This window comes from Xanthomonas sp. BRIP62409, from assembly GCF_003992965.1.
GTDB lineage: Bacteria > Pseudomonadota > Gammaproteobacteria > Xanthomonadales > Xanthomonadaceae > Xanthomonas > Xanthomonas euroxanthea.
In genome coordinates this window covers 128,320-149,212 of the sequence record NZ_QEZJ01000027.1, presented here as the reverse complement: position 1 = coordinate 149,212, position 20,893 = coordinate 128,320, and the positions used below count along the sequence as shown (strand labels likewise).

The 20,893-nt window shown below is 67.5% G+C and carries 13 protein-coding genes; 11 read left to right on the top strand and 2 right to left on the bottom strand.

The features are described from left to right. Positions 1-57 precede the first annotated feature (57 nt). From EO170_RS17110 to EO170_RS17100, 3 genes are all read left to right on the top strand, one after another. Complete coding sequence (locus EO170_RS17110) at positions 58-483, top strand: VOC family protein (protein WP_164741083.1); 426 nt, start codon at positions 58-60, stop codon at positions 481-483. A 274-nt stretch (positions 484-757) separates the two neighbouring features. Further along, positions 758-3,145 carry a TonB-dependent receptor gene (locus tag EO170_RS17105; protein WP_126946798.1) on the top strand — a complete coding sequence of 796 codons (2,388 nt, stop codon included), beginning with the start codon at positions 758-760 and terminating at the stop codon, positions 3,143-3,145. A 313-nt stretch (positions 3,146-3,458) separates the two neighbouring features. After that, positions 3,459-5,858 carry a TonB-dependent receptor gene (locus EO170_RS17100; RefSeq protein ID WP_126946795.1) on the top strand — a complete coding sequence of 800 codons (2,400 nt, stop codon included), beginning with the start codon at positions 3,459-3,461 and terminating at the stop codon, positions 5,856-5,858. A gap of 261 nt (positions 5,859-6,119) precedes the next feature. Here the strand turns inward: EO170_RS17100 and EO170_RS17095 are convergent, their stop codons facing one another. Further along, positions 6,120-7,313, bottom strand: coding sequence for a cytochrome P450 (locus EO170_RS17095; protein WP_126946792.1), 1,194 nt, complete (start codon positions 7,311-7,313; stop codon positions 6,120-6,122). A 423-nt stretch (positions 7,314-7,736) separates the two neighbouring features. On the opposite strand from EO170_RS17095, the gene ybaL reads away from it, so the two are divergent. From ybaL to EO170_RS17050, 8 genes are all read left to right on the top strand, one after another. After that, complete coding sequence (gene ybaL, locus EO170_RS17085) at positions 7,737-9,434, top strand: YbaL family putative K(+) efflux transporter (RefSeq protein WP_104650239.1); 1,698 nt, start codon at positions 7,737-7,739, stop codon at positions 9,432-9,434. 218 nt (positions 9,435-9,652) lie between these two features. Continuing rightward, on the top strand, positions 9,653-10,414 hold the full coding sequence (locus EO170_RS17080) for an aldolase/citrate lyase family protein (protein ID WP_126946790.1): 762 nt from the start codon (positions 9,653-9,655) through the stop codon (positions 10,412-10,414). Continuing rightward, a complete protein-coding gene (locus EO170_RS17075) occupies positions 10,415-12,547 on the top strand; it encodes a TonB-dependent siderophore receptor (protein WP_126946787.1) in 2,133 nt (710 codons plus the stop codon). A gap of 233 nt (positions 12,548-12,780) precedes the next feature. Continuing rightward, positions 12,781-14,007 (top strand): ATP-grasp domain-containing protein, encoded by a 1,227-nt coding sequence (locus tag EO170_RS17070; protein ID WP_126946782.1) that lies wholly within the window; start codon positions 12,781-12,783, stop codon positions 14,005-14,007. After that, entirely contained in the window at positions 14,004-15,806 is a 1,803-nt protein-coding gene (locus EO170_RS17065) for an IucA/IucC family protein (protein ID WP_126946779.1), read from the top strand. The genes EO170_RS17070 and EO170_RS17065 overlap by 4 nt, the downstream gene beginning before the upstream one ends. Next, positions 15,803-17,008: an MFS transporter gene (locus EO170_RS17060; RefSeq protein ID WP_126946776.1), complete on the top strand. Its 1,206-nt coding sequence runs from the start codon at positions 15,803-15,805 to the stop codon at positions 17,006-17,008. The genes EO170_RS17065 and EO170_RS17060 overlap by 4 nt, the downstream gene beginning before the upstream one ends. Next, the gene (locus EO170_RS17055) at positions 16,986-18,755 is read left to right on the top strand and encodes an IucA/IucC family protein (RefSeq protein ID WP_126946773.1); all 1,770 of its coding nucleotides are present in this window, start codon (positions 16,986-16,988) and stop codon (positions 18,753-18,755) included. Before EO170_RS17060 ends, EO170_RS17055 begins: the two co-directional genes overlap by 23 nt. Beyond that, entirely contained in the window at positions 18,752-20,041 is a 1,290-nt protein-coding gene (locus EO170_RS17050; protein ID WP_126946770.1) for a type III PLP-dependent enzyme, read from the top strand. The genes EO170_RS17055 and EO170_RS17050 overlap by 4 nt, the downstream gene beginning before the upstream one ends. Here the strand turns inward: EO170_RS17050 and EO170_RS17045 are convergent. Continuing rightward, positions 19,945-20,856 carry a GyrI-like domain-containing protein gene (locus EO170_RS17045; RefSeq protein ID WP_241239464.1) on the bottom strand — a complete coding sequence of 304 codons (912 nt, stop codon included), beginning with the start codon at positions 20,854-20,856 and terminating at the stop codon, positions 19,945-19,947. The genes EO170_RS17050 and EO170_RS17045 overlap by 97 nt on opposite strands. Positions 20,857-20,893: the final 37 nt, after the last annotated feature.

Here is a 20,893-nt window from a genome sequence, read left to right as displayed (position 1 = left end):
GAGCCACCGGCGGCCGCAGTGGTATCAACGCGCTTCCACCCTGATGGAGCACCCACCATGGACGCAGCGCAACTCTCACGCGGCCGTCTGATCGACCACCTGCATCTGGTCGTCCACGACCTGGCGGCGAGCCGACGTTTCTACCAGGCCGTGCTCGATGTGCTGGGCATTCCGATCGGTGGCGAAGGCGAGGGATTCTTCTGGGCCGACGAGCTGTTCGTGTCCGATCGCCACACGGTCGCGCAAGGCGTACTCACCGGCCGCCACCATCTGGCCTTCCAGGCGCACGATGTCGCCATGGTGCATGCGTTCCATCAGGCCGCCCTCGCCCACGGCGGCCGCGACAACGGCGCACCGGGCGTGCGCCCGTATCACCCGAGTTATTACGCAGCGTTTGCCCTGGATCCAGATGGCAACAACATCGAAGCGGTGTTCTATGGTCCTGCGCAACGCAGCGCCGATGCGGTGCAAATCACGTTCTGATGCAGAAGTTTCATAACTGCTATCGATGTCCATGATGGTGCAAAAAAACCCGTGCAGCAGCAGGTCGGGTGCAAGCGACGCATCACTCTGGTGCAAGCTGGCAACGTTTTCATAAGCATATTTGCGATGACGGTTGCAAGCGCAACATAACCAAAATTTGACATGCGGTTATGCGTGGTCAATGGTTGGAAACGCACCGCAGCTGCCGCAACGGACGCGGCCCGGGAAGGGGGCCCCTGCGATGCATCCGTTCCCCACTCGGAGTTGTCACCGCATGAATTGCAAGACCAGTCCACTCGCAGTTGCCGTTGTTCTTGCACTGTCGTTTTCCGCTTCAAGCGCAGTCGCGCAGTCACAAGCTCCCACCCAGAAAACCCTCGATACCCTGATCGTGACCGGCACGCGCGTGGCCGATCGCACCGTGGCCGAATCGGCATCGCCGATCGACATCATCTCGCCGCAGGCGCTGGAATCGACCGGCACCACCGAGCTGGCGACCGCGCTGTCACGCGCGATCCCCTCGTTGAACTTCCCCCGCCCGGCCATCTCCGACGGCTCGGATGCAGTGCGCCCGGCGCAGCTGCGCGGCCTGTCACCCGACCAGGTGCTGGTGCTGGTCAACGGCAAGCGCTACCACAGCACCGCGTTGATCAACCTCAACGACACCCAGGGCCGTGGTTCGTCGCCGGCCGACCTCAATACCATTCCGATCGCCGCGGTGGAGCGCATCGAAGTGCTGCGCGACGGCGCGTCGGCGCAGTACGGCTCCGACGCCATCGCCGGCGTGATCAACATCGTGCTCAAGGGCAGCGGCGAAGGCGGCAGCGTCAATGGCCGCTACGGCAAGTACAGCGCCGGCGACGGCGAGCAGTATCAATTGTCCGGCGACGCCGGTTTCAGCTTCGCCGGCACCGGCAAGGTGCACCTGGCCGCGCAGGCCGGGCACTCGGACCAGACCAACCGCGCACTGCCCTTCCAGGGCCGCGTGGAGCAGCGTTACGGCGACCCGGACATCGACCAGGGCGCCATCTCGTTCAATGGCGAATACAGCCCCACCGATTACCTGACCTTCTACTCGTTCGGCATGGTCAGCCGCCGCGAGGTGCTGTCCAACGGCTACTTCCGCTTTGCCGGCGACAACCGCAACCGCCCGGAAATCTACCCGGACGGCTTCCTGCCGCAGATCTACAACGTCAGCAAGGACGTGTCGTGGGTCGGTGGCTTGAAGACCTCCACCGAAGGCGGCCTGAACATCGATCTGAGCTATAACTACGGCCAGAACAATCTCACCTTCGATGTACGCAACAGCTTGAACAACAGCCTGGGGCTGGCCAGCCCGACCAACTTCCATGCCGGCACGCTGGAAGTGACCCAGAACGTGCTCAATGCCGACTTCACCAAGACCCTGGACTGGGGCCTGGCGTATCCGGTCACCCTGGCCTTCGGTGCGGAATGGCGCGGCGAGAAGTTCAACCAGTCGCCCGGCGATGCCGCATCATCGGCCAACGGTGGCATTCCCTCGGCCAATGGCGCGTTGATCCCGGGCGCACAGGTGTTCCCGGGCTTCAAGCTCTCCGATGCCGGCTACTACAACCGCAACAGCCACTCGGCCTATGTGGACCTGGAAGCGGATCTGACCGACAAGTTCTCCGCCGGCCTGGCCGGCCGCTACGAGAAGTACAGCGACTTCGGCGATACCGCCACCGGCAAACTGTCGCTGCGCTATGCGTTCACCGACAAGATCGCAGTGCGGGCCACCGCCTCCACCGGCTTCCGCGCGCCGTCGTTGCAGCAACAGAACTTCCAGTCGATCGCCACCCAGTTCCTCAACGTGGCCCAGCCCAACGGCACGGTCACCGCGATCCCGTTCGAGATCGGCACCTTCCGTACCGACAACCCGGCCGCCATTGCACTGGGCGCCGAGCCGTTGAAGGCCGAGGAATCCAAGAACTACGGGCTTGGCGTGGTGCTGCAGCCGATCGAAAACCTGTACATCACGGTCGATGCGTATCGCATCGAGATCGATGACCGCATCGTGCTGTCGGAAAACCTCACCTCCAATGCGGCGCGCAACTACCTTCAGGCCAATGGCTTCCCGGGCATCGGTGGTGGGCGCTACTTCACCAACGCGGTGGACACCAAGACCCAGGGCGTGGATGCGGTCGGCACCTATCGCTGGAACCTGGACGGCGGCAGCGCGGAGCTGACCTCCGGCTACAACTACAACAAGACCGAAGTGGAACGGATCGCCGACAACCCGGCAGCGCTGGAAGCGATCGATCCGGGTGCGGTGCGCATCGGCCGCGCCGAACTGGGCCGCATCACCGAAGGCACGCCGCGCGACAAGTTCTTCCTGGGCGGCACCTGGTCGCCGGGCAACTGGTCGTTCACCGGCACCGCCACCCGCTGGGGCGAGTTCAGCACCTTCGGTACCAACGCCGGCAGCGACCAGACCTATGCGGCCAAGTGGACGCTGGACCTGGCGGCGTCCTACAAGTTGAACGACTGGAACTTCACCATCGGCGGCGACAACGTGCTCAATGAGTATCCCGACCGCCAGGAGGCCGGCCTGGGCACGCGTACCTACCTGCCGTACAGCAGCGCCTCGCCGTTCGGTTTCAACGGCGCGCTGGTGTATGCCAACGTGAGCTACAAGTGGTAAATCGCCACGTGCCGGTCGGCAACGACCGGCACCTCGATCGCCGAGCCCCACGTCGCTGAGACCAGGCGGCACGCCCGCAGCATCGCTCGCCCTGTCCGATTGTCGCGACAGGGCGAGTTCCCCCCTTATTTCGCAAGGATGCGCCACGCAGCAGACGCTGCGTCGCAGTCCGTTGTCCTTGCCGTGCCCGCCATCCCGCCAGCGCACACGCGCTGCGTGCAGGCGACACGGATCACGCAGTCCGCCGTCCTCTTCCCCCGCACTACACGCAGCGCAGTGCTGCGTCCATCATCCCCCTTGAGTCTCCATTCCCATGCACACCTCCAACGCACTCTCGCTTGCGATCTCGGCCGCGCTCACCGTCTGTACGTTTGCCGCCAGTGCGCAATCGCAGCCTGACCAGCCGCAGAAAACCCTGGATACGCTGATCGTCACTGGCACGCGCGTCAGCGACCGCACCGTGGCCGAATCCGAATCGCCGATCGACATCATCACCGAGCAGTCGCTGCAGGCCACCGGCGCGACCGACATCGCCACCGCGCTGGGCAAACTGCTGCCCTCGCTGAACTTCCCGCGCCCGGCGATCTCCGACGGCAACGATGCCGCGCGGCCGGCCACGCTGCGCGGGCTGTCGCCGGATGCGGTGCTGGTGCTGGTCGACGGCAAGCGCTATCACACCTCCTCGCTGATCAACTACAACCCGTACGTCGGGCGCGGTTCGGCACCGGCGGATCTGAACTCGCTGCCGATGTCGGCCATCGCGCGCATCGAGGTGCTGCGCGACGGCGCCTCGGCCCAGTACGGCTCCGATGCCATCGCCGGCGTGGTCAATATCGTGCTCAAGCATGGCGCCGATGCCGGCAGCAATAGCGTGTCGATCAATGGCGGCATCATGGACAAGGGCGATGGCGAGCAGAACGGCATCGACGGCTCGGTCGGCCTGCCCTTCGGCGGCAGCGGCGGCGATACCGCTCCGGGCTGGGTGCGGCTGTCCTGGAACTACCAGAACACCATGAGCACCAACCGCGGCGAAAACACCAACCGCGCCACCACCGTGCCGGGCACGCCCAACCCGGGCGGTGTGCCCTACCAGCGCCACGGCGACCCGGCCTCCACGTTCTACCAGGGGCTGGCCGCCTTCGGCTATGCGTTCTCGCCGAACCTGGAGCTGTACGGCCACCTCAGCATGAGCCGGCGCGAAGTCACCTCCAACGGTTACTACCGCGCAGCTGAAAACACCGCGCGCAACGTGCAGGCGATCTACCCGAACGGCTTCCTGCCGCAGATCTACAACCCCACCAACGACCGCTCGGCGGTGCTGGGCCTGAAGGGCAGCACCGAGAGCGAATGGAATTGGGACATGTCGGCCACCTACGGCAAGAACGACATGAACTTCAACATCCTCAACAGCATCAATACCAACCTGTACTACACCACCGGCAGCTCGCCGACCAACTTCAATTCCGGCGGCTTCGAAACCGAACAGGGCACGATCAACCTGGACGTCAACAAGTCCTTCGACTGGGGCCTGGCGTATCCGGTCAATGTGGCCTTCGGCGCCGAGCATCGCCAGGACCGCTACCAGATCACCGCCGGCTCGCCGGCGTCGTACTTCTTCGATCCCAACACCATCAATCCCGACGACGGTGCCCCATATCCGGGTGGCGCCCAGGTGTTCTCCGGGCTTGAGCCGTCGGTGGCCGGCAAGTTCGGCCGCCACAGCAACGCGGTCTACGCCAACCTGGAAGCGGACATCACCGACAAGCTGTCCGGCGGCATCGCCGGGCGTTACGAAAACTACAGCGACGCCGGCTCCACGCGCTCGGGCAAGCTGTCGGCGCGCTACGCCTTCAGCGATACCTTCTCGCTGCGCGGCACCATCTCCAACGGCTTCCGCGCGCCGTCGCTGGCCCAGCAGAACTATGCCTCGGTGGTGACCTTGATCCAGAACGGCGAGCTGGTGCAGGTCGGCACCTACCGCACCTCCGACCCGGTCGCGGTGGCGCTTGGCGCCGGCCCGCTGAGCCCGGAGAAATCCACCAACTACGGCCTGGGCGGCGTGTGGCAGCCGACGGCCAACTTCACCTCCAGCCTGGACGTCTACCAGATCCGCATCTGGGACCAGATCCTGTACTCGGACCAGCTGCAGCTGGCGCAGCCGATCGGCCAGGTGGCCGCGGTGCAGTTCTTCGTCAACGGCGCCACCAGCCGCACCCGTGGCGTGGACTGGATCAACAGCTATCTCGCCGACCTGGGCAGCTACGGCAAGCTCAACCTCAGTGCCAGTGCCAACTACAACAAGACCACGATCCTGGAACTGTCCAACCCCAACTTCGGGCGGGCCAGCCAGGGCCTGCTCACCGATGCCACCCCGCGTACCAAGTACATGGCCGCGGCGGACTGGACGCTGGGCGGCTTTGCACTGAACTTCAACGCCACCCGCTACGGATCGATCAAGCGCATCAGCGATCCGGCCGATGGCAGCCAGGACCAGACCTACGACGCGCGCTGGCTGTTGAACCTGGCCGCCAGCCAGACCTGGAACGCATTCACCTTCACCGTGGGCGCGGACAACCTCACCAACCAGTACCCGACCAAGGCGCAGCTGACCACCGGCTACGACGACCGCGCCGGCGGCCTGCAGTATTCGTCGCTGTCACCGTTCGGTTTCAACGGGCGTTACTGGTACGGCCGGGTCACCTATCGGTTCTAGGCCGCCACGCTCGATTGCAACGTGCTGATCGAACGTTTCGATCAGCGCATCTCTCACGCAAACACCGCCGATCGCTCGGCGGTGTTTGTCGTTGGAGCCACCGCAACACGCGTGCAGCGGCTGTTTGCCGTCTACCACAATGGTGTGTATCCCGTTGAACGCCGTATTGATGGCCACAGTGCGTCGGCGGGCGTGGTCCACGCGTTGCCTCCATCCGTGCAGCGTCCAGGAGGGTTTGTTGGCTGCTATTGCCCGACGACCTCACCAGGAGGCGAGCAGCGCGTCGACACCACGCAGGTTGGCGCGATCGTTCCAGCTCAGCGTATCGAGCTGCTCCAGCCGCAGCGCCGGCAGACGCGCCAGCAGGCAGGCCAGCGCGGCTTCCATCTCGATCAGGGCCAGCCGGTTGCCCAGGCAGTGGTGGATGCCGCCGCCGAAGGACAGCGCGCGGCCCTGCTGGCGGCGGATATCCAGCACCTGCGGGTCGGTGAACTGCAGGCTGTCGTGATTGGCCGCGCCCAGCATCAGGTACAGCATGGCGCCCTGCGGAACCGCCACGCCCTCGATCTCGAACTCCTGCAAGGCCGTGCGCGTGGCGATCTGCACCGAGCTGTCGTAGCGCATGCACTCGAGCACCGCATTGGGCAGCAGGCTCGGGGTGTCCTGCAGCAGGCGCAATTGCTGCGGATGCCGATGCAGGGCGACCAGCGCATTGCAGATCATGTTGGAGGTGGTTTCGTGGCCGGCAAAGAACAGCAGGATCACATTGGAGACGATCTCCTCATCGCTCAGGCGGCGGCCGTTGTCCTCGGCCTGGATGAAGCGCGTGATCAGATCCTCGCCGCCATCGCTGCGACGTTGCGCGATCACGTCGTGGAAATACGCAGCCAGCTGGTCATAGGCAACACTGGTCGCCTGCAGTTCTTCGGCCGTCATCATCGGATCGAAGACCTTTGCCAGGGCACTGGTCGCATGACTCAGCGCGGTGGCATCGGCCGCATCGATGTCCAGCATCCGGCAGATGATGGCGATCGGCAGCGGGAACGCGAACTCGGTCAGCAGATCGCAGTGGCCGTTTGCCTGGAAAGCGTCGATCAACCCGGCGGCGGTATCGCCGGCCACCTGGCGCATGGACTCCATCTGCCGCGCACCGAAGGCCTGTGTCATCAATCCACGCAACTGGGTGTGCAGCGGCGGGTTGAGCAGCAGGAACATGCGGCTCATGCCCTGAAACAGCGGCAGGTGCACCGCCGCCTCGCCGTAACGCAACCGAATGCTTTGCAGGTAATCGCGGCCGAGCCGGCGATCGCCGAGCAGCCGATCCACCACCGCGTAGCGGCCGGACATCAGCCGCCCGTCCGCCACCTGCACCAGCGGCCCTTCGTCACGCAGCCGTGCGTAGGTCGGATAGGGATCGTGCCGGAAGTGGGGTGTTGCGAAATCGCTGAGATGCATGGCCTGGCTCGTAGGGCATCGCCCGCGACAGGGGCGATGAGGGCGTGGGCCTGCCGGACAACGCAGGCACTCCACTGGGGGCTCCGATTGTCGGCCGCCACCGCGCAGCGGCCTTGCGCAGGGGCGAAGCGGTGTCGTCTATGTTGAATCGGCGTGCCGGGCATGCGCCGTGCATCGCAGCCTGCGCCAGCGCGCGGAGGTCCGATGCATGCGTCCGCGTGCGTGCATGCGCTGCGTGTCGCATCACGTTAATCAAGCGCTGTGTACTATGGGCGTCCGGCCAACCGGACCAGCAACGCGGTCCTGTTCCCCCGCGCCGGACTCCAGCCATGACCACGCAATGCCCGCAGGCGATGCCCGGCGCAGTGCCGTTGGCTGGTCGCGCCCGCGACGCTCTCTCGGACACTCTCACAACGGATTGGAATGCATCACGACACCAGCCTCATCGACATCATCGCCGTTGGCCTCGCGGTCGCTTTCGTGCTGGGCACGCTTGCACAGAAGGTGAAACTCTCGCCGCTGGTCGGCTATCTGCTGGCCGGTGTCTGCGTCGGGCCGTTCACGCCCGGCTTCGTGGCCGACCAGACGATGGCCAACCAACTGTCCGAGCTGGGTGTGATGCTGCTGATGTTCGGTGTGGGCCTGCACTTCTCGCTCGACGACCTGATGGAAGTGAAATGGATCGCGATTCCGGGCGCGTTGGCGCAGATCGTGGTGGCCACGCTGCTCGGCTGGGCGCTGGCCTGGAGCATGGGCTGGCCGTTGATGCATGGCCTGGTGTTCGGCCTGGCGCTGTCGGTGGCCAGTACCGTGGTGCTGCTGCGCGCACTGGAAGAACGCCGCCTGCTGGAAACCCAGCGCGGCCGCATCGCGGTGGGCTGGCTGATCGTCGAAGACCTGGTGATGGTGATCGCGCTGGTGATGTTGCCGGCCCTGGCCGAGGTGCTGGGCGGCGGCGCGCCGGCAGCGGCGCATGACGGCGAATCCACCTCGCTGCTGGCCGCGCTCGGCCTGACGCTGTTCAAGATGGTGGCGTTCGTGGCGGTGATGCTGGTGGTCGGCCGCCGGGTGATTCCGTGGTCGCTGGAAAAGGTCGCCGCCACCGGCTCGCGCGAGCTGTTCACCCTGGCCGTGCTCGGCATCGCGTTGGGCGTGGCGTTCCTGTCGGCCACGCTGTTCGGGGTGTCGTTCGCGCTGGGCGCGTTCTTCGCCGGCATGTTGTTGAAGGAATCCGAGCTCAGCCACAAGGCCGCCAGCGATTCGCTGCCGTTGCGCGATGCATTCGCGGTGTTGTTCTTCGTCTCGGTGGGCATGCTGTTCGACCCGATGATCCTGGTCGAGCATCCGTGGCAGGTGCTGGCCACGTTCCTGACCGTGACCCTGGGCAAGTCGCTGGCCGCGTTCGTGATCGTGCGTGCGTTCGGCCATCCCACCGGGACGGCGCTGACCATTTCCACCAGCCTGGCGCAGATCGGCGAGTTCTCCTTCATCCTGGCCGGGCTGGGCGTGCAGCTGGCCATCCTGCCGGAAACCGGGCGCGACCTGATCCTGGCTGGTGCGCTGCTGTCGATCATCGCCAACCCGTTCCTGTTCTCGTGGCTGGACCGCTGGCAGGCCAGGCAGGCGCAGGACGCCCCGGCCAAGGTGGAGCCGGAGCTGCCGCCCGGCCCGCCGCTGCCGCTGGACGGCCATGCGATCGTCATCGGCTATGGGCGCGTGGGCAGTGCGCTGGCGCAGTTGCTGCGCAGCCGCGGCGTGCCGGTGCTGGTGATCGACGACAACGGCGATCACGTGGCCAAGGCGCATGCGGCCGGCATTCCCGGCATCCGCGGCAGCGCGGCGGCCGACCGCGTGCTGGCCGAAGCCCGCCCGGAGCATGCCAAGATCGCGATTCTGGCGATTCCGCAGCCGCTGGAAGCCGGCGAGGCGCTGGCCAAACTGCGCGCGATCAACCCGTCGCTGACGCTGCTGGCACGCGCGCACAGCGATACCGAGGTCAAGCACCTGCTCGAACATGGCGCCGACGGCGCCGTGCTGGCCGAACGCGAACTGGCCTATTCGCTGGCCGAGATGGTGATGTCCACCCCGCCGTATCGGGCGTTGCGGGTGCCGGCCTCGTAATCGCGCGCGGGACCACGCAGCGCCGCACGAAAACGAAGACCCGCCGGCAGCGCCTGCGGGTCTTTTCTTGTGGCGCGCAGGTGCTTCAGTGCGGAACGGCTCGCACCCCTGCATTGATCAAACTGCGACCAGGGCACCGAAAACTGCCCCTCAAATCCACTTGATAATCATTCCCATCCGGAGCAGGATGAGCGCCCGTTCCATTGGCGGCCTCATCCATGAAGTTTGCGGTTGGCGTTCTCAACGCAGTGCCGAGCGTGCAGTTGTGCGAGCTGCTGGGCCGCATCGGCTACGGCTTTGTGGTGCTCGATCTGGAGCACGTGCTGCGCGCGCCGGACGACCTGGAACACGCCATCCGCGCCTGCGAGCTGTCCGGCTGCGAAGCCTGGGTGCGGGTGCCGGAAGTGGACGAAAAACTGATCGGCCGGGTGCTGGATGCCGGCGCACGCGGGATCGTGATTCCGCGCGCCGAATCGGCCGCGCAACTGGGCGCTGCCATCGCCGCGGCGCGGTTTCCGCCGCTGGGCCGGCGCGGCATCACCGGCGGGCGCGTCACCGGCTTCGGCACTGTCGACCTGCCCACCTACATCGCGCAGGCCAATGACGGCATCCGCATCGTGCCGATGATCGAAAGTGCCGCCGGCATTGCGGCGCTACCGGAGATGCTGGCCGTGCCCGGTGTGGCAGTGGTGATGGAGGGCGCACTGGATCTTGCGCTGGATCTGGGCCTGGGCCCGCAGCCGACCCATCCACGGGTGTGGGAGCTGCTGCTGCAACTGCATGCGCACTGCGTTGCGGCCGACGTGCCGTTCTGCCCCAATCCGCGCACCGATGCGCAGCGCGCGCACTGGCTGCAACAACCGGACCTGCGCTGGCTGCTTGCCGGCGAAGACCGCGCGCTGGTTCAACGCGCCCTGCGCGCTCACCTGGCCACCTTCGCCGCCCCTACTCCACCACCCGCCCGCAGGAGCACGCCGTAGATGTCGACGTTCCGTTTCCACGCACTGACCATCGCCATCGCTGCGGCCACGTTGCCCCCGCCGCAGCTGGCAGTTGCCGTCGAGTCGCCGGATGCGGCGGCCACCGATGCGCAACCGCCGATCCGCGCACTGGACACGATCCAGGTGCAAGGCAGCCTGCTCGGGCGCTCCAGGCCCGACGACGTGCAGCGCTATGCCGGCAGCCGGCAGGTGATCGACCGCGAGCAACTGCGCAATGGCGGCAACCGCTCGCTGGACGATGCACTGCAGCGCGTGCCGGGCATCAAGATCTTCGACGAGACCGGCACCGGCGCGTTGCCGCAGCTGATGCTGCGCGGCCTGTACGAGAGCCGCAGCGGGCGTGTGCAGGTGCTGGAAGACGGCATTCCGCTGGCACTGGCGCCGTACGGGCAGACCAGCCTGTCGTTGTTCCCGGTGGGGCTGAATCAGATCGACCGCATCGATATCGTGCGCGGTGGCGCGGCCGTGCAGTACGGGCCGAACAACGTGGGCGGGGTGATCAACCTGGTCAGCAAGGAGATCCCCAGCCAGTGGAGCACCACGCTGGCGCACAAGGTCACCGCCGGCGGCCAGGGCCAGTTCCTGCAGGACAGCGCGCTCAGCAGCGGCGGTTACCTCAGCGACAATTTCGGCCTGCAGGTCGATGCCAATCGCACCTACGGCGAGTACTGGCGCGCACACAGCGATACCGACATCAGCAATCTGCGCGTGCGTGCGGAGTGGTGGCTGGACGACACCAAGTTGCTCAAGGCCAGCGTGCAGCGCTATCTGGTGGACATGGACCTGGCCGGCGCACTCAGCCCGGACGATTACCGGCGCGATCCGCGCCAGTCCACGCGCCCATTGGACAGCTTCAACGGGCGTACCACGCGTGCGTCGCTGAGCTATGAGCAACTGCTTGGAGACTGGGGGCCGCTGCAGGATGTGCGGTTGTCCTGGACCAACTTCAGCGCGCGCAGCAGCCGCAACTTCATTGTCGGCATGCGCCAGGCCGCCACCGAGACCTGGCGTTCGGACCTGCCGCCGCAACTGCGCCAGACCGCACCGCGCGACTTCCGCGTGGCCGGCAGCGAGCCGCGCCTGAGCTGGACCATGGGCGAGGCCGGTGGCGTGCGCCAGCAGTGGACTGCCGGCGTGCGTGCGGTGCACGAGGACATCGATTTTTTGGTCGGCAATCTGCGCCTGCGCGATGGCCTGTTCACCAGCGTGCGTGATTGGCAGTTCGAAGACCGCGCCCTGGCCGCCTACGTCAGCAACGCAGTCACCCTGCCCGACGAACGCCTGACCATCACCCCGGGCCTGCGCTATGAGCGGCTGGATTCGCGCTACTTCAATCGCGCCACCGGCCTGCGCACGCGCAACCAGACCCGCGATGTATTGCCGGGGTTGACGCTGGGTTTCCAGGCCAACGCGCAGTGGTTCTTCTATGCGGACGGGCAACGTTCGCTGCGCGCGCCGCAGGTCACCCAGATCATCTTCGGCAACAACCTGGATGCCGAACTGGCGTGGAATTACGAAGCCGGCACGCGCTACCAGCCCAACGACCGCACCCGCATCCAGCTCGGTGCGTATCTGATCGACTTCGACCAGCAGATCCAGCTGGACAACACCACGCGCGTGTTCCGCAACCTCGGCAAGACCCGCCATCAGGGCGGCGAGCTGGAACTGCAATGGAGCCCGCAAAACCTGCGTGCGCTCACCCTCAACGCCGGTTATGCGTATCTGGATGCCAGCCAGGAATCGGGCGCGTTCCGCGGGCTGCGCGTGCCCTACACCTCGCGAAACCAGATCACCCTCGGCGGCAACTACACGCTCGGTCACACCACTGTCGCACTGTCGAGCTACTACTTCAGCAAGGCCTACAGCGATGCCGCCAACACCGTGCAGGAGAACGCCATCGCCTCGGTCGGCGAGCTGCCGTCGTACTGGGTCTGGAACACGCAGGTGAGCCATACCCTGTTCGAACGCGATGGACAGAAATTCAGCGCGTCGCTGGCGATCAACAACCTGTTCGATCGGCAGTACTGGTTCCGCGGCGTGGATACCAGCCCGTGGGGCCGCCAGGCCGCACCGTCGCGCACCGTCACCGCCGGGCTGGAGTACACGTTTTAGGCCTTCGACCCGGCACATGCCGTCGCGACCGACGTACAGGGGCGTCGGTCGGCTGACGGCAACGGCGCTCGCGCTGGCGCGCGCCGCAGACAACACCGCGTGCATGACGCACGTCTCCCTGCCGCAGCATGCGGCATGCGATCACCGTATCGCAGGCCACCCACCGCCATCGCGGCGCCAGGCAGCCCGTTTCAGTACCGGTTTTTCCACCGTCCTGTTGAACGAGAGCTGCCATGACTGCGACATCCGCTGCACCGTTGGTGATCCTCACCCATGTCTGCCATCCGGCCATCACCGAAGGCTTCCTGCCGGCCGCGCATGCGCTCGGCCTGCCGGTGTGGCTGCTGACCGATCACCGACTCGATCACCTGAGCCATTTCCGCGAGCACCCCGCGCATGCGCCGCAGCGGGTGATCGAATGCGATGTGTTCAACCCGCTCGGCGTGCTGGATGCGTTGCACGACGCCGATGTGTCACCGCGCGCAGTGTTCAGCAACAGCGATCATCTGCAGACCAGCACGGCGCTGGTCGCAGCGGGTCTTGGCCTGCCCGGCAAGGACTGGCAGGTCTGTTACGCGGCCAAGAACAAGGCGGCGATGCGTCAGCGCCTGCGCGCGCATGGACTGCCATCACCGTGGTTCTGCACGCTGACGCCGGGTGCGGCGTTGCCGGCCGGCATTCCGTGGCCGGTGGTGGCCAAGCCGCGCGAGGGCGTGGCCAGTGTGGATGTGCGCCACTGCGCAGACGCCGCGCAGTTGCAGGCCTATCTGGACGATGTGTGGCAGCGCCATCCGCAGCGCACCGTGCTGCTGGAAGGCATGCTGGAAGGGGCGCTGTTCACGCTGGAAACGCTGGGCGACGGCCACACCCTGCAGGCGCTGGGCGGCTTCCAGGTGCGGCTGTCGCCACCGCCGCATTTCGTGGAATGCGAGGCGCAGTGGGATGCCCGCGTGGACACGCCGGTGATTGCGCAGGCGCTGCAACAGCTGCGCAGCTTCGGTGTCGGCTTCGGGTTGTGCCATAGCGAATTCATCCTCACCAATGACGGCCCGGTGCTGGTGGAGATCAACTACCGCAGCATCGGCGACCGCCGCGAGTTCCTGCTCGACGACATGTTCGGCAGGCAGTGGTTCACCGCCGCGCTGGCACCGCATCTGGGCCTGCCGCTGCCGCAGCTGCGCTGCGATCGCGCCCATGCCTTGCTGCGTTACTACGTGGCCGAGCAGGACGGCGAGCTGGTGGCCGCCAGCGAAGACCGTCGCCACCACGATGCGCACAGCGACGTGCACTACCGGCGCATGCGTGCGCCCGGCGAGCGCATCCGCCTGAGCCATTCCAACAAGGATTACCTGGGTGTGCTGAGCGCCGTGGCCAGCGATGCACAGGCGCTGCAACAGGCGGTGGTGCATGCCGAAGCGGAACTGCAATGGCGGATCGATGGCGCGGAGCTGCGCGCATGAGCAGCGCCGCCGACCAGCGCTACATCGCCACCCGCATCATCGATGCCTGCCTGCGCGAGGACCTGCGCGGGATCGCCTCGCGCGGCAGCGCCGCCACACCCGAGGCAAGCGTGCTGGCGGCATGGACCGACCCCAGCCCGGTGGAGGGCTGGTGGCGCATCGCACACCTGCCCGCTGGCACGCTGTGGTTGCCGATCCATCGGCAGGGCTATCTGCAGGACATCGGTGCCTGCGGCGACAGCTGGATCGTGCAGGGCGCCGATGGCGCGCATGTCGAACGCGGTGTGCAGGCCTGGCTGCAGCGCATCAGCGCGCAACTGGACGTGGAGACGCAACAGCTGCATCGCGCCTATGCCGAAGAAGCCGAGTGCGCCGCCGCCCACCTGGGCCTGGCGCGCCAGGCCTTCGATGCCCAGGCACCTGCGTTGCTCAACGCATTGCAGCATCCGGATGCAGCCGAGCGTGCGTATCGCTGCGATCAACTGGCCAGCTACCGCGACCATCCGTTCTATCCGACCGCACGCGCCAAGGCCGGGCTGGAGGCCTCGGAACTGCGCGATTACGCGCCCGAGTTCGCGCCCAGCTTCGCGTTGCGCTGGCTGGCGATTCCGCGGGCGCAGGTCAGCTGCACCGGCGCCGCGCCGGCCGAGCTGTGGCCGGACTTCGCCACGCTGGGCCTGCCGCCCGAACTGGCCGACACGCACGTTGCCTGGCCGGTGCATCCGCTGGTGTGGGCGCGGCTGGAGCAGGATGGGTTTGCGTTGCCGGCGGGCAGCCTGCGCGCGCCGCAGGCCCGGCTACAGGTGCGCCCCAGCCTGTCGGTGCGCACGCTGGTGCCGTTGCAGCATCCGCAGTTGCATCTCAAGCTGCCGATCCCGATGCGCACGCTGGGCGCGCTCAACCTGCGCCTGATCAAGCCCTCCACGCTGTACGACGGTCACTGGCTGGAGCGCGCACTGCGCCGCATCGATGCGCGGGATCCGGCGTTGCGCGGCCGCTGCGTGTTCGTGGACGAATCGCTCGGCGGGCACGTGGGACAGGCGCGCCACCTGGCCTATCTGCTGCGGCGCTACCCACCGCTGGACGACGCCACGTTGGTACCTGTGGCCGCACTGTGCGCGCTGCTGCCGGACGGCCGGCCGATGGCGATCCATCTGGCCGAGCGCTTTGCGCACGGCGATGTGCTCGGCTGGTGGCGCGAGTACACCGAGCTGATGCTGGCGGTGCATCTGCGCCTGTGGCTGCGCTACGGCATCGCGCTGGAAGCCAATCAGCAGAACAGCGTGCTGGTGTATGCCGATGGCCAGGCGACGCGGCTGCTGATGAAGGACAACGACGCCGCGCGCATCGCACTGCCGCAACTGCGCGCACAGCTGCCGGATCTGGACGCGTTGGGTCCGCTGCACGATGCGCGCATCGCGGTGGACGACCCGCACGCCCTGGCGCAGATGTTCTGCACCATCGTGCTGCAGCTGGACCTGCAGGCGGTGCTGGAAGGCCTGGCCGAGTGGCAGCCCGCGCTGCGCGCGCCGCTGTACGCGCAGTTGCAGACGCAGTTTGCAGCGACGCTGGCGCAGCTGGACCGCGACGGCATCGACACCGGCCCCGCACGCCGCCTGCTGGCCGCACCGCGGCTGCCGGTGAAGTACCTGCTCAGTGCCGGCAGCCTGCTCAGCAAACAGCTCACCGGTGCGAGCGACATCAACAAGTTCTACGGCGATAGCGCGCCCAATCCCTTCGGCGCCGCCTTCGCCGGCGCACAGCAGATACCGCGCCAACAGGCGGGTGCCCCGCGATGAAGCGCATCCTGGGCCCGGTGCTGGCGGCGCACTACCTGGCCGCCTTCACCGCACTGGGCATGCCGTTGTTTCTGCCGCAGGTGCTGGCCGAACTGGCGCCTTCGGCGGCGGTTGGCTGGAGCGGCGTGCTGTACGTATTGCCGACGCTGTGCACCGCGTTGACGGCCGGCACCTGGGGGCGCCTGGCCGACCGCTATGGACGCAAGCGTTCGTTGCTGCGTGCGCAGCTGGGCCTGGCGCTGGGCTTTGCGATCGCCGGCTTTGCGCCGTCGCTGAGCTGGCTGGTGATCGGCCTGATCGTGCAAGGCACCTGCGGCGGCTCGCTGGCGGCGGCCAATGCGTACCTGGCCAGCCAGCCGCAGGCCGGCCCGCTGGCGCGCGCGCTCGACTGGACGCAGTACTCGGCACGCCTGGCGATGGTCAGCGCGCCGGCGTTGCTGGGCCTGGCAGTGGCGCTTGGCCCGGCGCAGTCGCTGTATCGCGCGCTTGCGCTGCTGCCGCTGCTGGCGTTCGCGCTGACCTGGCGCCTGCCGGCCGACCGGCCTGCGGCGCGGCCGGCAGCGTCCCCTGCGCGGTCAACACCCTCCGCAGACGCTGCCGCGTCGCTGTCGGCGTCAGCATGGACCGCCACGACGGCCAGCGCCCTGTGGCCTGCGTTGCTGGTCGCGCAGTTCCTGTTCTGCTTCGCGATGGTGGTGACCTTCCCCTACTTCATCCCGTATGCGCTGACGCGCGGTGCCGGCCACGATGCGCTGGCCGGCCTGCTCTACAGCCTGCCGCATCTGGTCTACCTGGTGGTGCTGCCGTGGTGGCGGCGCGGCGATGGCGACGCCTGGCTGGTGCCCGGCCTGGTGCTGTTTGCGGTGGCCTGCCTGTGGCAGGCGCTGTTGCACGACGCCGTCGCATTGGCAGCGGCGCGGCTGTTGTTCGGCCTGGGCATGTTGTTCGGTCTGCGCGGGCTCAACCGCCGCCTGGCGCAGGTCGCCAGCGGGCATGGCGCCGGGCGCCTGTTCGGCCGCTTCGACGCCTGCGGCAAATGGGCCGGCGTGTTTGCCGGTGCCGCTGCCGGCGCGCTGACCCAGGCGGCCGGCCCTGCCACCCCCTTCCTGGCTGCCGCGCTGGCTGCGGCGGCCGCTGCGCTCACCGTCCTGGTGCGCTTCCCTTCGAGGAGATCGACCGATGTCGCCGCACACGATGCATGACCCCTGGTACGACAGCATGGCCGACGCGCAGGCCTGCAGTTGCTGGTTGAACTGCTACCTGCGCGAGTTCGCGATTCCGCAACGCGTCGTGGACTTCGATTACCGCGGCCTGGATCGCCCCGGCCCGCGCGTGGCCGAGCAGCGCTGGCTGCGGATCGATCTGGGCGATGCCGGTGTGCTGTGCGTGCGCATTGCTTACGCCGATCGCCTGGGCCGCTGCCGCTTTGCCTCCACGCCGTTCCTCAAGGGTGCCGGCCAACCATGGCAGAGCCTGGACGCGCATGCCCTGGCGCGCTGCCTGCTGCAGGCGCTGGGCAGCACGCAGGCGGTCAATCCGGAACTGCTCGCGCAAAGCGCCAACAGCGTGGCGGTCACCGCTGCGTTATTGAGACAGGCGCACCGCACCGCGCCGACCGGCGAGGCGATGATCGACGCCGAACAATCGATGCTGTGGGGGCATGCCTTGCATCCCACGCCCAAGAGCCGCGAAGGCGTCGATCTGGCGCAGGTGCTGGCCTGCGCGCCGGAAGCGCGCGCCGCGTTCCAGCTGTTCTGGTTCCGCATCGACCCACGGCTGCTGCGCATGCAGGGCCGCGATGTGCGTGCCAGCCTGCGGCAACTCTCCGGCAGCGACGCGCTGTATCCCTGTCATCCGTGGGAAGCGCAGCGATTGCTCGACGACCCGCTGCTGCGCACACTGCAGGCGCGCGGGCTGATCGAGCCTGTCGGCATGCTCGGCGAGGCACTGCGGCCCACCTCGTCGGTGCGCACGCTGTACCACCCGGAACTGGATTATTTCCTCAAGTGCTCGGTGCATGTGCGCCTGACCAACTGCGTGCGCAAGAACGCCTGGTACGAGCTGGAAAGTGCGGTCGCGCTGACCGAGCTGCTGGCGCCGAGCTGGCGTGCGTTGGCGGCGCAGGTGCCGGGCTTCGATGTGATGCTGGAGCCTGCGGCGACCTCGCTGGAGATCGCCCAGGTCGATCCCGCCCTGCACGACGCCAACCCGTTGGCGGCGCGTGGCCTGTCGGAGAGCTTCGGCATCCTGTATCGGCAGACCCTGACTGCCGCGCAGCGGGCGCGGTGGCAACCGCAGGTGGCCGCGGCCTTGTTCACCTGCGATGCGCAGGGCAACAGCGTGTGCGCGTCCAGACTGCAGGCATTGGGTGGCGCGCAGCTGGATCGCCACACCGCCACGCTGCTGTGGTTCCGCGCCTATGCCGGCCTGCTGCTGGATGGCGTGTGGAGCGCGCTGTTCCAGCACGGCATTGCGCTGGAACCGCATCTGCAGAACACCGTGATCGGGTTTGCCGACGGCTGGCCGACGCGGGTGTGGATCCGCGACCTGGAAGGCACCAAGCTGCTCGCGCACCACTGGCCCGCCACGCGCTTGCAGGGCGTGGGCGAACGCGCGCGGCAATCGCTGTACTACACGCCGGAACAGGGCTGGAATCGCGTGGCGTACTGCGCGCTGGTCAACAATCTGGCCGAGGCGATCTTCCACCTGAGCGAAGGCGATGCCGTGCTGGACGCGCGCCTGTGGCAGTGCGTGGGCGAGCTCGCCGCGCGCTGGCAGCAGCGCCATGGCGCGCAGGCCGCACTACAGGGCCTGCTCGAGGGCGCACCGCTGCCCGGCAAGAACAACCTGGGCACGCGGCTGTGGCAACGCGCCGACCGCCAATCCGACTACACCGCGCTGCCCAACCCGATTCCACGCAGCGCGGCGACACGGCGGGTGGCGGCATGAGCCTGCGCATCGATAGTGACGCAGTGATGCAGGCATTGCCGGGCATCCGCAACCAAAGCGATGGCCCGCTGTGCGCCTACGTCTACGACCTGGCCGCTCTGGATGCGCATGCGGCATGGATGCGCGCGCAGCTGCCCGAAGTGTGCGAGTTTTTCTACGCGGCCAAGGCCAATGCAGAGCCACCGATCCTGCAAACGCTCGCCCCGCACGTGGATGGCTTCGAGGCGGCCTCCGGCGGCGAACTGGCCTGGCTGCATCGGCAACAGCCCACGGCCGCGTTGCTGTTCGGCGGCCCGGGCAAGCTCGATGCCGAACTGGCCCAGGCTGCCTCGCTGCCCAACTGCACCGTGCATGTGGAAAGCCTGGGCGAACTGGAACGCCTGGCCGCGATCGCGGCGCAGGCCGGCCGCTGCGTGCCGGTGTTCCTGCGCATGAACATCGCCGTGCCCGGTGCGCAGAGCACGCGCCTGATGATGGGCGGGCAGCCCTCGCCGTTCGGCCTGGACCCGGACGCTCTGGATGCGGCGATGCAACGCCTGCGGGCCAGCCCCTCGCTGCGGCTGGAGGGCTTCCATTTCCACCTGATGTCGCACCAGCGCGACGCCGGCGCGCAGCTGCAGCTGATCGCCGCCTACCTGCGCACCGTGCAGCAGTGGCGGCAACGCTATGGGCTCGGCCCGTTGCGGGTGAATGCAGGCGGCGGCTTCGGAGTGGATTATCTGGCGCCGGAATCGTCGTTCGACTGGGCCGGCTTCTGCGCCGGCCTGCCTGGCTTGCTGCGTGAACACGGCCAGGCGCTGCGCCTGCGGCTGGAGCCCGGCCGTTATGTCAGCGCCAGCTGCGGCTGGTACCTGATGGACGTGCTGGACCTCAAGCGCAGCCACGGCGCGTGGTTTGCGATCGCCCGCGGCGGCACCCATCACTTCCGCACCCCGGCCGCGCAGGGGCACGATCACCCGTTCCGTGTGCTGCGTGGCAGGCACGCGCCGGTGCTGCGCGACACCCCGGTCACCCTGGTCGGGCAGCTGTGCACGCCCAAGGACGTGCTGGCGCGCAACCAGCACGTTGCCGCGCTGGCACCGGGCGACTGCCTGGCCTTCCCGCTGGCCGGCGCATATGCCTGGAATATTTCGCACCAGCAGTTCCTGATGCATCCGCCGCCGCAGATGGTGTTCCTGCCGGTGGCGGCTCAGGCGGCGGCAACGGCGTCGGTCGAAGGCTGGACCGGCACGCGGATATCTGCACGCAACGCTGCCTCTGCCACTGCTTCCGGGTCGTCAAGGTAGAGGTAATGCAGCGGCGCGGCGCGCAAGACGTAGCCGCTGTGTGGTAACCATTGCGCGAGCAGAAGGTCCAGTGCGTCTTCGATACCGGCATACGCACCGATGTGTCGCAACACCGCATGCGTGCCGCCGTCGAGCCGGCGCAGTTGCAGCGGCGCGGGCGGTGCCAGGGCGGCGTCGAAGACCATGCCGCATTCGAACAGGTGCCGATGCGCCGGCATGTCGCGGTGGTCGCTCAGCGGCAGGCCGATCAAGGACTGCAGTTGCGCGATCGCACCGACCCGCTCGGCCCAGGCCGCGATGCGGCCGAAGCCACGGTCCAGGTCGTCGAAGTCGCCACGCTGGCGCAACACCACCACTTCCAGCGGATCGAGCACCTGCACCAGCACCTGCAGGGGCGCGCCGGACACCTGCGGCGGCACCGAGGGCCTGGCCAGCTGCTGCAGTTTCTGCGCGCGCACGGCGGGCGCGTTGCGCAAGCTGCTCGGGCTGGCCTGCAGCACGGTGCGAAACGCGCGCGCCAGCGCCTGCGGGGTGTGATAGCCCACCGCCAGCGCCACCTCGGTGACCGATGTCGCCTGCTCGCCCAGCAGATGCAGCGCATGACTCAGGCGCAGCCGCGCGATGGTCTGCCCCAGGGTTTCGCCGGCCAGTGCGCGATAGACCCGATGAAAATGATGCGGCGATTGCTGCGCCACTGCCGCCAGTGCGGCCAGGTCCGGCAGCGGTTCGCCAGCGCGGATGCGGGCCTGCAGATGGGCGACGACGCGCTCGACGCTGCGCTGGCGGTTGAAGACGACCGAGGTGGCTGCTGGCATGGGCGGTTCCTGATGGGCGGCCCCAGCATCGCGCAGA

What these genes read in the sequence shown, in the direction of transcription:
- EO170_RS17110 (WP_164741083.1), top strand. Translation starts at nt 58, where the DNA reads ATGGACGCAGCGCAACTCTCACGCGGCCGTCTGATCGACCACCTGCAT.
- EO170_RS17105 (WP_126946798.1), top strand. Translation starts at nt 758, where the DNA reads ATGAATTGCAAGACCAGTCCACTCGCAGTTGCCGTTGTTCTTGCACTG.
- EO170_RS17100 (WP_126946795.1), top strand. Translation starts at nt 3,459, where the DNA reads ATGCACACCTCCAACGCACTCTCGCTTGCGATCTCGGCCGCGCTCACC.
- EO170_RS17095 (WP_126946792.1), bottom strand. Translation starts at nt 7,313, where the DNA reads ATGCATCTCAGCGATTTCGCAACACCCCACTTCCGGCACGATCCCTAT.
- ybaL (WP_104650239.1), top strand. Translation starts at nt 7,737, where the DNA reads ATGCATCACGACACCAGCCTCATCGACATCATCGCCGTTGGCCTCGCG.
- EO170_RS17080 (WP_126946790.1), top strand. Translation starts at nt 9,653, where the DNA reads ATGAAGTTTGCGGTTGGCGTTCTCAACGCAGTGCCGAGCGTGCAGTTG.
- EO170_RS17075 (WP_126946787.1), top strand. Translation starts at nt 10,415, where the DNA reads ATGTCGACGTTCCGTTTCCACGCACTGACCATCGCCATCGCTGCGGCC.
- EO170_RS17070 (WP_126946782.1), top strand. Translation starts at nt 12,781, where the DNA reads ATGACTGCGACATCCGCTGCACCGTTGGTGATCCTCACCCATGTCTGC.
- EO170_RS17065 (WP_126946779.1), top strand. Translation starts at nt 14,004, where the DNA reads ATGAGCAGCGCCGCCGACCAGCGCTACATCGCCACCCGCATCATCGAT.
- EO170_RS17060 (WP_126946776.1), top strand. Translation starts at nt 15,803, where the DNA reads ATGAAGCGCATCCTGGGCCCGGTGCTGGCGGCGCACTACCTGGCCGCC.
- EO170_RS17055 (WP_126946773.1), top strand. Translation starts at nt 16,986, where the DNA reads ATGTCGCCGCACACGATGCATGACCCCTGGTACGACAGCATGGCCGAC.
- EO170_RS17050 (WP_126946770.1), top strand. Translation starts at nt 18,752, where the DNA reads ATGAGCCTGCGCATCGATAGTGACGCAGTGATGCAGGCATTGCCGGGC.
- EO170_RS17045 (WP_241239464.1), bottom strand. Translation starts at nt 20,856, where the DNA reads ATGCCAGCAGCCACCTCGGTCGTCTTCAACCGCCAGCGCAGCGTCGAG.